Consider the following 13262-nt stretch of genomic DNA (forward strand, 5'->3'; position numbering starts at 1 on the left):
GAAGATTTAGACGTTATGTTGATCTCCGGCGCCGCATTAACCGTTTCCCGCATCGGCAGGAGGCCGCGGTGGGCGACAGCACTCTCCCGAGTTATCGTGACCCGATCCGCAACGGCCGGTCCGGGAGACGCGCCCCTCCGGCGGATCCAATTCCATGCGGCCCGGACCGCAGTTATCGAAGCGCACGAAACCGATCGCGAAACGTTTCCGGAAGGACGAACGGGCGGCGGCCGTTTCCGGCTTCGGCCGCACGCGCCCGCCGGAGCAGAACGGGAGTGCAGACATGACCACGACCTCCGCGAGCCACCGCGAGCGCGGCTGGTGGCGGGACGAGACGTTCCTCGACGACCTCCGGCGGCACGCGCGCGACACCCCCCGCAAGACGGCGGTGATCGCCCGGCGGCAGTCCGACGGGCGGACGCACCGGCTCGACTACGAGCGGCTCGCCGCGATGGCCGACCGGTGCGCGAGCGCGCTGGTGGAGCTCGGGCTGCGGCCCGGAGACGTGTTCGCCGCCCAGCTCACCGACAGGTGGGAGCTCGCCGCGCTCACGCTCGGGTGCATCCGGGCCGGGGTCGTGTACTGCCCGCTGATGAAGACGTACCGGCGCCGCGAGCTCGACGTCATGCTGCGCGTCACCGAGGCGCGGGTCCTCGTCACCATGGCCGAGGACAACGGCGACCGGCTGGGCGAGCTGGGCGCCGAGTTCGCCGCGGAGCTGCCGTCCCTGGAACGCGTGTTCGTCGCGGACGGCCCCGGACCGGAGGGCACCGGCGAGTTCGAGTCGTTCTTCTTCGGCACCGCCTGGGAGGAGCGGCACGGCCACCTGCTCGACGAGCGGGAGCTCGGCCCCGACGACCCGTACCTCGTCCTGTTCACCTCCGGCACGACCAGCGACCCCAAGGGCGTCCTGCACAGCCAGAACACCCTGTACGCCGCCGTCCGCGGCGAGGCGGAGACGTTCGGGCTCGACGAGACGCTCGTCATGTACACCACCGCGCTGTACACGCACTACACCGGCGTCGTGCAGGGCATGCTGATGCCGCTGGCGCTCGGCGGCACCATGGCGTTCCAGGACGCCAAGGACCCCGCCGACGCCCTCGACTTCATGGCCGCCCACGGGGTCGCGTTCTTCTACTGCGCGCCCTTCTACCTGCTGAGCCTGATCAAGGAGCAGCGGGCCGCGCCGCGCGCCCTGCCGGCGCTGACCTGGCTGGTGAGCGGGTCGGCGCCGATCCCGCCGTACTTCATCGACGAGACCAGGAGCGTCTTCGGGCTCCGGCTGTACTCGCTGTGGGGGATGACGGAGAACGGGCCCGTGACGATCACCCGCCCGGACGACCCGGAGGACTGGGCCGCGCACAGCGACGGCAGCCCCATCGCGGACATGCGGCTGCGCATCGACCCGGTGTCGGACCGGAGCGGGGGCGAGGGCGTGCTGTGGGTGAAGGGGCCGACGCAGTGCCTCGGCTACTACCGGCGGGACGAGCTGTACGCGGCCGACCTCGACGAGGACGGCTGGTTCGACACCGGCGACCTGGCGCGGCCCGACGGCCGCGGCGGCATCCGGATCACCGGCCGCGCCAAGGACATGATCCTGCGCAACGCGAACATCGCGCCGGTCACCGACCTGGAGTCGATCATCGGCCGGCATCCCGGCGTGCGGGACGTCGCGGTCATCGGCCTGCCCGACGAGCACGAGGACGAGACGATCTGCGCGGTGGTCGCGCCCGCGCCGGCGGCCCCGCCGGTGACGCTCGACGAGCTGCACCGCGCGCTGGACGGGGCCGGCATGACCAAGGCGTACTGGCCGCGCCGGCTGGAGCTCGTCGAGAGCTTCCCGACGACCGCGACGGGCAAGATCCGCAAGGAGGAGCTGCGGCGGCGCTACGGGCGGACAGGCCACCGCCCCGGCTGACGTGCGCCGGGGCCCGCGCCCCGCCCGGCGGCGGCCGGGCCCCGTCACGCCACGACCCGGACCCGGGAGAGCCACCGGTCGAGCTCGAGCAGGTACGACAGCCCGATGGCGGACGTCCGCGCGGTGATCGGGCCGGGCAGCGCGTCCAGCCCGGAGGTGACCGCCGCGCGGACCTTCTCCCGGTCCAACACGTCGAACAGGGGCGCGTTCGGGTCGCCGGCCCGCTCCAGGACGAGGCCCTTCAGCGTCTCGACGTACCCGGGGTCCCGGCTGGCCGGGTAGGCGCTCTTGGGGCGGTCGACGATCTCTTCCGGCAGGAGGTCCGCGCACGCCCGGCGCAGCAGCGCCTTCTCCATCCCCCCGCCCTCCGCGCCCCGGCCGGTCTTGAGGTCCGCGGGGACGTTGAACAGGTACTCGGCGAGCCGGTGGTCGGCGAACGGCACCCGCACCTCGAGCCCGACGGCCATGCTCATCCGGTCCTTGCGGTCGAGCAGCGCGCCCAGCCACCGGGTGAGGCCGAGGTGGAAGACCTCCCGCCGCCGACGCGCGCCGGGGTCCTCGCCCGCGAGGCGCGGCACCTCCGCCAGCGCGTCCCGGTAGCGGTCGGCCTCGTACTCCTCCGGCCGGATCGCGCGCCGCACCTCCTCGCGGAGGAGCACCTCCGGCTGGCGGCGCCCGTACATCCAGGGGAACGACGTGTGCCCGACGTACCGCTCGTCCGTCTGCCAGGTGTAGCCCCCGAACATCTCGTCGGCGGACTCCCCCGACAGCGCCACCGTGCAGTCCTCCCGGACCCCGCGGAACAGGTGGTGCATGGAGATGTCGAGGTCCCCCCAGCCGGGGAGGTCGCGGGCGCGCAGGCCGAGTTCGATGTCCTCGACGAGGCCGTCCGTGCCGACCTGGACGACCGAGTGCTTGATGCCGAGCCGCTCGGCGACCAGCTGCGCGTACGGCTCGTCCGGGCTCGGCCGCCACAGGTCGCTGCCCGGCCGGGCGGGCGCCGGGACGCTCACGGAGTAGCTGGTGAGCTCCCCCGCGAACCGCCCCGCGGCCAGGGCGGTGATGGCGCTGGAGTCGATCCCTCCGGACAGCAGCGTGCCGACCGGCACGTCCGCGACGATCTGGCGTTCGACGATGTCCTCCAGCAGGGAGCGGACCTCCTCCGTCGTCGCGCGGAAGTCCCCGGTGTGGGGCCGGGCCTCCACCTGCCAGTACCGGCGCTCGCGGACCCCGGACGCGTCGGCGACGACGAGGCGGCCCGGCTTCACTTCCCGCATCCCGCGGTAGACGGCGTGCCCGGGCGTCCTCGCGCGCGGGACGGCGAGCAGCTCGGCGAGTCCCTCGAGGTCCACCTCGGCGTTCATCTCCGGATGGGCGAGCAGCGCCTTGGGCTCGGAGCCGAAGACGATCCCGCCGCCGAGCCGGGCGTAGTAGAGCGGCTTGATGCCGAGCCGGTCCCGCACCAGGAGGAGCCGCTGCTCCCGCTCGTCCCAGATGGCGAACGCGTACATCCCGTTGAGCCGCGCGACGAGGTCCTCGCCCCACTCCAGGTAGGCCGCCAGCAGCACCTCCGTGTCCGAGCGCGTGCCGAACGACCGGCCCGCCGCGCGCAGCTCCGCGCGCAGCTCAGCGAAGTTGTAGATCTCGCCGCTGAAGGTGATGACGACCGGGCGGCCGTCCGGCCCGGGCCGCAGCATCGGCTGCCGCCCGCCCTCGATGTCGATCACGGCGAGCCGCCGGTGCCCCAGCGCGGCGTGCCGCGACAGCCACGTGCCCTCGTCGTCCGGCCCCCGCGGCGCCTGCGTCCGCGTCATCGCGGTGATGACGGGGCCGCGGTCCCGCAGGTCCAGCGTCCAGTCGACCCATCCGGTGATGCCGCACACGAGCGCTCCCTCAGTCGTCTTCTAGTGGTGCACGCAGGTCAGGCGGACAGAAGGCGGCCGCGCGCGAACGCGAAGAGGTCGGCGAGGCCCGCGTTCACGAACGCCCAGTCGTGGCCCCCGGGCCGCTCCCGGTAGCGGTGGGGCACGGAGTGCTCGGCGAGCGCGTCCCGCATCCGCCGGTTCATGGCGATCATCCGGGGGTAGTCGTCCAGGCCGACGTCGAGATGCATTTCGATCGGGTACTTCTCGTCCCGGTCGCGGAGCGCGCGGTACGGGTCGTACTCGCGCCGGACCGCGCTGCCGACCGGGCCCCAGACGCGCTCGTGGTCCCGCGTGGTGGGGATCGCCAGCCGCCGCTCCTCCCGCAGCCGGCGGTACGGGTCGCCCTCCCGCAAGGGGGCCTCGAAGGCGCCGGCGCTGCTGCACACGACCGAGAACACGTCGCCGTGCCGGAGCGCCTGGAAGAGGGCCGCGGCCCCGCCCATGGAGAACCCCCCGATGCCCCTCCCCTCGCGGGACGCCGCCGTGTTGTACCCGCCGTCGACGCGGCCGACGACCTCGCGGACGAGGTGGTCCTCGTAGCGCCTGCCGCGCGCGTCGTTGATGAACCAGGAGCGGCCGGACTCCGGCAGCACCACGATCAGCCCGGTCGCCTCCACGACCGCCGGCAGGTCCGCGCACCGCAGCCAGGTGCCGCGGTTGCCGCCGAACCCGTGCAGCAGGTAAAGCACCGGGAAGGCGGGGCCGACCGGCGAGTACGTCGACGGCAGGACGACGTTCACCGACTTCTCCCGGCCGATCGACGCGCTCCGCCAGGTCTCCGTCACGACCTTCATCGCACGTCCGCCCGCGAGGCCAGCCGCCTCCGGTCGATCTTCCCCGTGCCGGTGACCGGGAGCTCCGCCGCGGCGTGGAAACGCTCCGGGACCATGTAGCGCGGGATCTCGGCCAGGCAGTGCCGGCGCAGGCCGGGGACGTCGAGGGGCCGCCCGTCCGGCACGACGTGCGCTTCGAGGACCCGCTCCCCGGAGCCGTCGTCGACGGCGACGCACGCCGCCTCCCGGACGTTGTCGGCGGCCGCCAGGACCGCCTCGACCTCGCCGATCTCGACACGGTGTCCGCGGATCTTCACCATGTCGTCCTCGCGACCGCAGAACTCGTAGTTCAGCTCGTCGTCGACCCGCACCAGGTCGCCGGTCCGGTAGGCGGCCGGCGGCGCGGCGCCGTCCCGCGGCGGCCGGAGCGTCTTCGCCGCGGTGAGGTCGTCGTCCCGCCAGTAGCCGAGCATCACCGAGTCCCCGGCGACGCAGAGTTCGCCGAACGCTCCCGGCTCGTGCTCCAGCGGGCGCCCGTCCCCGTCGACCACGAACGTCGTCGCGTACGGGCAGGCCCGTCCGATGGGCACGGGCCGGACGCGTCCTTCCGCGACGTCCCGCTCGCGGACGCGGTGGTAGACGCAGACGTTCGTCTCGGTCGGGCCGTAGAGGTTGCAGAGGTCGGCGCCGGGGAGGAGCGCGCGCAGCTCCCGGAGCCGGGCGACCGGGAACGCCTCCCCCGCGAACAGGACGGTCCGCAGGGACGACCCGGCCAGCAGCCCGCGGTTCTTCGCGGCCAGCATCCGGGTGAGCGCGCCCGGCACGGAGTACCACACGGTGACGCGCCGCTCGGCGACGAGCCGGTTGAGGGCGCCGCCGAGGCCGGCGTGGCTCTCCGGCACCAGGACCGTGCAGCCGCCGGCCAGGCACGTCGCGAACAGGTCGAGGACCGACAGGTCGAAGTGGAAGGGCGCGTGGCCGGCGACGCGGTCGTCCGGTCCCAGCCCGAACTCGCCGACCGCCCACTCCACGAACGCCCCGGCGTTGCCGTGGGAGAGCACGACGCCCTTGGGGACGCCCTTCGACCCCGACGTGTGCAGGATGAAGGCCGGGCTGCCGGGACCGGTGCCCGGCCCGTCCGCGTCGTCCGCCGGAGCCGCGGCGAGCGCCCGCTCCCAGGCGATCACGGACGCGTCCGGCGCCGCGCCCACGCAGACGATCGGGCAGGACGAGTTCTCGAGCAGCCACCCGACGCGGTCGTCCTGGGCGATCACGCACGCGACCTCGCAGTGCGCCAGGATGCGGCCGGCCCTCTTGTAGGGCGCGCTCGGGTCGATCGGGACGTACGCGGCACCGGCCTTCAGGACGCCGTGCACGGCGACGACCGCCTCGATCGACTTGTTGAGCCACAGGCCGACCCGGTCGCCGGCGGCGACGCCGCCGTCGCGCAGGGTGCGGGCCAGCGCCGCGCTGCGCCGGTCCAGCTCGCCGTAGGTCAGCGTCTCGCCCCGGAACTCGACCGCGGGCGCGTCCGGCCGCTCCGCGGCCCACCGGCGCAGGGGGTCGCCGAGACCGTTCACCCTTCCTCCCCGTCTCCCCCGGTGTCCGGCCAGGTGATGCCGAGCTTCCCGGAGATGATCACTCGCTGCATGTCCGACGTCCCGGATGAGATCGTCATGCCGAGGGCGTCCCGGAGGTTCCGCTCGGCGCGTCCGTCGGAGGTGTAACCGAGCGCCCCGTACACCTGCATCGCGCTCGTGAAGACCTCCGCCGCGGCCTCGCTCGCGTACAGCTTGCCGACCTCGGGGAAGATGCCCGCGTCGGGCCCGTCCAGCTCCGCCGCGGCGCGGTACAGGAGCATGCGGGCGACCTCCCAGCGGATGCGCATGTCGACGATGCGGTTGGAGACCGACTGGAAGTGCCCGATGTGCTTGCCGAACTGGCGGCGCCGCCGGCAGAAGAGCGTGCACGCGTCGATCTCGCGCCGCATCACGCCGAGCCACGGCGCCAGGAGGAGGGCCCGCTCCCAGGCCATCGACCGTGCGAAGACCGCGGCGCCCTGCCGCTCGGCGCCGAGCCTCCGGGAGGCGGGGATGCGGACGCCGTCCAGCTCGACCTCCCCCCAGCGGGCGGTGCGCAGGCCCATCTTCTCCGGCCGCTCCCGGACCGAGACGCCCTCGTCGTCACGTTCCACCAGGAAGGCGGTGACGCCGGTGAAGCCGAGTTCGGTGTCCACCGTCGCGTACACGACGAACACGTCCGCCACGGGCGCGTTGGTGACGTAGCGCTTGCGCCCGGTCAGCCGGTAGGAGCCGCCGTCGCGCTCGGCCTCGGTCGCGAGGGACATCGCGTCCGATCCGCTCTTCGGCTCGGTCATCGCGTTGGCGCCGATGAGCCGGCCGGCGGCGAGTCCGGGCAGGTACCTGCGGCGCTGGTCCTCGTCGCCGAACGTCCGGAGCGGCAGCTCCACGGCCAGGACGTGGGCGCCGATCGCCATCAGCAGCCCGTTGTCGAGGCAGCCGTGGCCGAGCCCTTCCATCGCGCTCACGTAGTCGCCGAGATCGCGTCCGGCTCCCCCGTATTCGGGGGGCAGGACCAGGCCCAGCACCCCGCGTTCGGCACATCGCGCCCAATCGTCGCGGCCGAACATTCCGGCCCGATCGCGTTCGGCCGCGTCCCCGCTCAGCTCTTCTTCGGCGAACCTGCGGAAATCGCGGTAGAGCTCCTCCCGGCCATCGTCCCTTTCGAACCGCAAGGCACTCCAATCCCCCGAGCGGGATGTCATCCGGCCGCACCGAACGCTGCCCATTGTGCATGCGCCTAGCGATCTTGAGAAGCACAACATCTGCCAAATGGGTTCGGCGCGCCACTTCGCGCCGCCTCTTGCGCGCCCCGGACGCCTGTCGTACGGTACGGACCGTCAACCGATCGACGCGGTAAACGACCCGGTCATGGGCCGCCGCCGGTTCTCCGGAGAGGACCCGGCGGGTCGGACCGGCCGAACCGGCGACTCCACCGCCGGCCCGTGACGCGCCGTTCCGCGACTGCTGGCGCACGCATATCCCCGGCGCCGATTCCTCCCCCCGCCGACTCCCGTTCGCTTCTCCTTCCGGCCGACGCCGCAGACGAGGTGCATGCCCATGGATCGTGCCAACAGAACGGACCTCGCGGCGCAGATCAAAAGCATTATGATCCGCGTTCTCGATCTGAACATCGACCCTGCGCGACTCGACGAGAAGGTCTCGCTCTACTCGCCGACCGTGGGCATGGACTCGCTCAGCCTGCTGCACACCCTCGTGGAGGTCGAGAAGGAGTTCGGCATCGAGATCGACGACGAGGACGTCATGCTCGCGGAGCTGCGCGACGTGGGCAGCCTGGTGGACATGATCAGTGGAATCGTCGACGCGGAGGGCGGCGGAGCCTGAGATGCGGGAGAATTTCGAACTCGACCGGGACCGGATTCCGACGCATTGGTACAACGTCCTCGCCGATCTCCCGTTCGACGTTCCAGCGGCGCGGCCGGCGCGACCGAGAAACGACTTGGAAACACCCCTGCAACCGCAACTCCCGCTGTCGATGTACCGCCAGAGCATCAGCCGCGAGCGTTTCATAGAAATACCCGACCCCGTTCGGGCGGAGTACCGGCGCTGGCGCCCGACTCCGTTGTTCCGCGCGGTCAGACTCGAGAAGGAACTCGACACCCCGGCGCGTATCTATGTCAAATACGAGGGCACCAGCCCTTCTGGCAGCCACAAGATAAACACCGCGCTGGCGCAGGCGTATTACTACGGCAGGTCGGGCGTCCGGGAGATGGTCACGGGAACGGGCGCGGGCCAGTGGGGCACCGCGCTCGCGATGGCCTGCCACCCGTACGGCATGGCGTGCACCGTCTTCATGGTCCGGTCCAGCTACGAGCAGAAGCCCTACCGGGGCACGCTGATGCGGCTGAACGGGGCCGAGGTCGTCCCGAGCCCCAGCACGAGGACGGAGGTCGGCAGGGCCGCCCTGCGCGCCGACCCCGACTCGCCGGGCACCCTCGGGATAGCGAACGCCGAGGCGATCGAGTACGCGAACGGCCGCAAGGAGGCGCGGTTCTCGATCGGCAGCGGCGAGAACCACGTCCTCATGCACCAGACGGTCATCGGCGAGGAGGCCCTGCTCCAGATGCGCCTGGCGGGCGAGTTCCCCGACGTCGTCATCGGGGCGATGGGAGCGGGCAGCAACTTCGCCGGGCTGACCTTCCCCTTCTACCGGGCGTCGCGGACCGAGAACCCCGGCACCCGGTTCCTCGCGGTCGAGCCCGAAGCCTGCCCCAAGATGACCCGCGGCAGCTACATGATGGACTACACCGACTACTCCGGCGTCACCCCCGCCGTGAAGATGTACACCCTCGGGCATACGTTCACGGCCTACCACATCCACGCCGGGGGGCTGCGGTACCACGGCGCCGCCCCGATCGTCAGCGCGATGTACCACGACGGCCTGGTGGAGGCGACCGCCTACCCGCAGACCCGGGTGTTCGAGAGCGGCGCCGTGTTCGCGAAGGCCGAGGGGCTCGTGCCCGCCCCCGAATCGGCCCACGCCGTCGCCGCCGCGATCGACGAGGCGGCGCGCGCCCGCGAGGAGCGGGCCGAACGCGTCATCCTCATCGGGCTGAGCGGCCACGGGCTGCTGGACCTCGGGGCCTACGAGAGCCACCTGTCCGGGGAGACCGCCGACGTCGCCCCCACCGACGAGGAGATCAAGGCGTCCCTGCGCCTCATCGAGTCGCTGTGAACCGCCCCCCGCCGAGCGATGGCGCGCGGAGCGCCTTCAGGCGCTCTCCCGACCGGCGGGGCGCCGCCGGAAGCCGACCAGCGCCGTCACGAGCATCCCCGCGGTGAAGACCGCGCCCGCGGTGAACGCGCCGCGCATGCCGGCCAGCTCGGACGTCCCGCGCGCGGCGGCGTCGTGCGTGCTGACCAGCACGGCCAGGCCCAGCGAACCGCCGGTCTGCTGCATGCTCTGCAGCAGCGCCGACGTGGCGCCGGTCTCGCCCGGCGGCACCGACGCCAGCGCCACGAACGTCGCCGCCACCGACACCAGCCCGGTGCCGGCGCCGAACAGCAGCACCGGGCCGAGGATCATCGTGAGGTAGCCGCTCGTCTGCCCCGCCTGCGTCAGCCACACCATCCCCGCCAGGCACAGCACGGCGCCCGCCGCCATGATCGGCCGCGGGCCGTACCGGGAAAGCAGCCGGGGCACCGCCCTGCTGGCGGCGATCAGCGCGATCGTCGTCGGGAGGAACCCGAACCCGGTCTCCAGCGGCCCGTACCCGAGCACCCCCTGGACGTACAGGGTGAGGAAGAACAGCATGCCGCTCATGGCGGCGGTCAGCAGCAGCCGCATGATGAGCGCGCCCACCCGGTCCCGGTCGCGGAACAGCCGCAGCGGCATGATCGGCTGCCGGGCGCGGGCCTCGATCACCGGGAACAGCGCGAGCAGCAGCACGGCGACGCCGAAGGCGCCCGGCGTCCAGCCCGCGGACCAGCCGCCCTCGGCGGCGCGGATGAAGCCGTACACCAGGAGCGTCGACCCGGCGGTGCAGGCGAACGCGCCGGCCAGGTCGAAGCGGCCCTCCCGGCGCGGGGACTCGCGGATGGCGCGCGGTGTGAGCAGCACGATGGCGGCCCCGACCGGGACGTTGACGAACAGGACCGCCCGCCACGACGCCCAGGCCGTCAGCACCCCGCCGAGGACGAGCCCGACCACCATGCCCGCGCTCCCGACGATCGCGGACACGGCCAGCGCCCGGCTCCTGCGCGGCCCGTCCTCGAACGTCGTGGCGATGAGCGCGAGCGCCCCGGGCCCGGCGAGGGCGGCGCCGACGCCCTGCGCCGCCCGCGCGGCCAGCAGCCACCCCGGCGCGGCGGCGAGCCCGCCGACCAGGGACGCGACCGTGAACAGGCCGACGCCCGCCATGAACACCCGGCGGTGGCCGAGCAGGTCGCCCGCCCGTCCCCCGAGCAGCAGCAGCCCGCCGAACGCGAGGGTGTAGGCGTTCACCACCCAGGACAGCCCCGCGTCGCCGAACCCCAGGCCGCTCCGGATGCTCGGCAGCGCCACGTTCACGATCGAGGCGTCCACCACGAGCGTGAGCTGGCAGGTGGCCAGGATCGCGAGCGCGAGGCGCCCGCCGGCCGGGCCGCCGCCGCGCCCCTCAGCGGCGGGCGCGGGGCGTCCGCGCCCCTGCTTCCACGTCCGGGCGCGCGGGACGAGACGCGTCATCGCGGGTGCCCGCCGATCGGGCGTGCGGCGGGGGGCGCGACAGGACTGTCAGGGAGCATGGGTCCTCACGGCGAAGCTGGCGGGGCCGCCACAGGCGGTTCTAGGCGGAAGCTAACCGACTCGGGAGCCACCGGCAATGCCCACAGCCCCACCGGTCCCTCCGGTGTATCGGCGGCGCGCCGCGTCCGCCTCGCGAACGCGGCGCGCCCCGCCCCTCGTGCCGGGGGCCGTCCCGGCACCGGGCGGAGGGGCGGCGGGCGCCGCCCCTCCCCGGTCAGCCGCCGAAGTCGGACCGGTGATCCGCGACCCACCGGGCGTAGGGACGCGCGGGGTGCCCGGTGATCTGTTCGACGACGTCGTTGACCGGTGCGGGCTGGCCGACCGCACGCGCCATGAGACCGAACAGGGCCGCCAGGAACTCGGGGTCCATGAACCGGCCCATCTCCCGCAGGACGGGTTCCGGGTCGACGTCCTCGACGGTGAGCGGGCGCTCCAGCGCCTCGCCGAGGATGCGCACCTGCGCCGCCTGGGTCAGCGACTCGGGCCCGGTCAGGTCGTAAACCCGCCCCGCGTGCCCGCCGCCGACGAGAATTCGTGCGGCCACCTCGGCGACGTCCCGTTCGTGCACGGCACTGAAAGCGGCCTTCGTGTAGGGCGCACGAACGACGTCACCGCCCTGGAGTTGCATCGCGAACGTCAGCGAGTTGATGGCGGGGAACAGCAGCCGGAGGAACGTCCACTCCATCCCGGACGCCTCGACGGCCCGCTCCACGTCGCGGTGGTACCGGGCGATCGCGTCCGGCTGCCGCTCGGCGCCCGGGACGACCGCCCCGGAGGACAGCAGCACGAGCCGCCGTACCCCGGCCCGCTCCGCGGCCGCCACCAGCGGAGCGAGGTCCATGCCGTACTGCGGAACCAGGAAGACGGCCTCGACTCCGGCCAGCACCGCCGGCAGTGTCTCGGGCTTGGTCAGGTCGCCCTGGACCACGTCGGCCTGCGCCGGCAGGCCGGCCCGCTCCGGCGCGCGGGTCAGCGCCCGGACGGGCGCGCCCGCGGCGACCAGTTCCTCCACGGTCTGGCGTCCGAAATGGGCGGTGGCACCGATGACGAGATACACGAGGGCTCCTTTTCGTTGCGGGGAAACGGGAGGGATGAGGAAACGGGGGACGCGAACGGGCGGCGGCAGGTCAGCGGACCTTGCGGAAGAACTCCCGGAGGTCCTGGACGAGCAGGTCCGGCGCGTCGTGCGCGGCGAAGTGGCCGCCCCGGTCGTAGGCGTTCCAGGAGACGATGTTCGCGTGGTCGCGCTCGGCGAACGTCCGGATCGACTGGTAGTCCCAGGCGAGGTTCGCCAGCCCGAGGGGCACGGTGGTCGGCTCCGGCACCGCGGTGCCCCGGCCGTTCGACTTCTGCCGGGCGGGGGCGGTCGTCGCGTCCTCGTAGTAGAACCGCGCGGCCGAGGCGGCGGTGTTGGTCAGCCAGTAGAGCATGACGTTGGTGAGCACGTAGTCCGGGTCGAGCGAGGGGCCGAGAAGTTGGGCGTGCCAGCCCAGCAGGCCGGCGGGCGAGTCCGCCAGGGCGTGCGCGAGGTTCTGCGGCTCGGTGGACTGGAGCTTGTCGTACGCGCCCCGGTTCTCGGTGAACCACTCGGCGAAGGCGAGCTTGCCGCGCTCCTCCTCGCCGAGCCCGTCCAGCTCGGCGGGGTCGCCCGAGGGGAACGAGAAGACCTGCGTGACGTGGACGCCGCAGACGTGCTCGGGATCGGCCCGGCCCACCTCGGGGGAGATCAGCGATCCGCCGTCGTTGCCGGCCGCGCCGTACCGGTCGTACCCGAGCCGGCGCATCAGCTCGGCCCAGGCGCGCGCCACCCGGTACCGGTCCCAGCCGCGCTCCCGGGTCGGCCCGGAGAGCGGGAAGCCCGGCACCGACGGGACGACCAGGTGGAACGCGTCCGCCGGGTCGCCGCCGTGGGCCCGCGGGTCGGTGAGCGGGCCGATCACGTCGAGCCATTCGACGACCGACGTCGGCCAGCCGTGGGTCAGGATCAGCGGCGTGGCGTCCGGCTCCGGCGAGCGCACGTGCAGGAAGTGGACGTTCTGGCCGTCGATCTCAGTGGTGAACTGCGGGTGCGCGTTCAGCTTCGCCTCCCAGGCGCGCCAGTCGTATCCGGTGCGCCACCGCTCGACGAGCTCCCTGACGTAGCCCACCGGGACGCCGTACTCCCAGCCGGGCGGTACCGGGCCGGACGCCGCGGCCTCGCCGGCGGGCGGCTCCCCGGCCCACCGGGTCCGGGCCAGCCGCTGCCGGAGGTCGTCGAGCTCGGCCTCGGGAATCTCGATTCGGAAGGGGGCGATCGCGCCTTCGTTCGTCATGCCCCTA

The 13262-nt window shown here is 73.1% G+C and carries 10 protein-coding genes; 3 read left to right on the forward strand and 7 right to left on the reverse strand.

Annotation, left to right across the window (positions count from 1 at the left end; translation table 11 throughout):
* Window positions 1-283: 283 nt before the first annotated feature.
* Window positions 284-1918, forward strand: coding sequence for an AMP-binding protein (locus tag DMH08_RS04175; protein WP_158642246.1), 1635 nt, complete (start codon window positions 284-286; stop codon window positions 1916-1918).
* Window positions 1919-1962: 44 nt separating this feature from the next.
* On the opposite strand, the gene asnB is transcribed toward DMH08_RS04175, so the two are convergent.
* From asnB to DMH08_RS04195, 4 genes are read right to left on the reverse strand one after another with little or no spacing between them, the layout of a single operon-like run.
* Window positions 1963-3801, reverse strand: a complete 1839-nt coding sequence (gene asnB, locus DMH08_RS04180; protein WP_125611814.1) for an asparagine synthase (glutamine-hydrolyzing) — start codon at window positions 3799-3801, stop codon at window positions 1963-1965.
* 38 nt (window positions 3802-3839) lie between these two features.
* Entirely contained in the window at window positions 3840-4637 is a 798-nt protein-coding gene (locus tag DMH08_RS04185; protein WP_026401510.1) for an alpha/beta hydrolase, read from the reverse strand.
* The gene (locus tag DMH08_RS04190) at window positions 4634-6196 is read right to left on the reverse strand and encodes an amino acid adenylation domain-containing protein (RefSeq protein WP_125611816.1); all 1563 of its coding nucleotides are present in this window, start codon (window positions 6194-6196) and stop codon (window positions 4634-4636) included. Before DMH08_RS04190 ends, DMH08_RS04185 begins: the two co-directional genes overlap by 4 nt.
* Window positions 6193-7371: an acyl-CoA dehydrogenase family protein gene (locus DMH08_RS04195; protein WP_026401508.1), complete on the reverse strand. Its 1179-nt coding sequence runs from the start codon at window positions 7369-7371 to the stop codon at window positions 6193-6195. Before DMH08_RS04195 ends, DMH08_RS04190 begins: the two co-directional genes overlap by 4 nt.
* A gap of 385 nt (window positions 7372-7756) precedes the next feature.
* Between DMH08_RS04195 and DMH08_RS04200 the strand changes: the two genes are divergently transcribed.
* Both DMH08_RS04200 and DMH08_RS04205 read left to right on the forward strand, forming a co-directional pair.
* Entirely contained in the window at window positions 7757-8041 is a 285-nt protein-coding gene (locus tag DMH08_RS04200) for an acyl carrier protein (protein ID WP_034517137.1), read from the forward strand.
* Window position 8042: 1 nt separating this feature from the next.
* Window positions 8043-9392, forward strand: a complete 1350-nt coding sequence (locus tag DMH08_RS04205) for a TrpB-like pyridoxal phosphate-dependent enzyme (protein ID WP_125611818.1) — start codon at window positions 8043-8045, stop codon at window positions 9390-9392.
* Between the two features lie 36 nt (window positions 9393-9428).
* Here the strand turns inward: DMH08_RS04205 and DMH08_RS04210 are convergent, their stop codons facing one another.
* The 3 genes from DMH08_RS04210 to DMH08_RS04220 all read right to left on the reverse strand — a co-directional run bounded on the left by DMH08_RS04210 (window position 9429) and on the right by DMH08_RS04220 (window position 13255).
* Entirely contained in the window at window positions 9429-10883 is a 1455-nt protein-coding gene (locus DMH08_RS04210; protein ID WP_051300389.1) for an MFS transporter, read from the reverse strand.
* A gap of 274 nt (window positions 10884-11157) precedes the next feature.
* The gene (locus DMH08_RS04215; RefSeq protein ID WP_125611820.1) at window positions 11158-12000 is read right to left on the reverse strand and encodes an NAD(P)H-binding protein; all 843 of its coding nucleotides are present in this window, start codon (window positions 11998-12000) and stop codon (window positions 11158-11160) included.
* A gap of 70 nt (window positions 12001-12070) precedes the next feature.
* On the reverse strand, window positions 12071-13255 hold the full coding sequence (locus DMH08_RS04220; protein WP_125611822.1) for an epoxide hydrolase family protein: 1185 nt from the start codon (window positions 13253-13255) through the stop codon (window positions 12071-12073).
* Window positions 13256-13262: the final 7 nt, after the last annotated feature.

This window comes from Actinomadura sp. WAC 06369 (genome assembly GCF_003947565.1).
Lineage (GTDB): Bacteria > Actinomycetota > Actinomycetes > Streptosporangiales > Streptosporangiaceae > Spirillospora > Spirillospora rifamycini.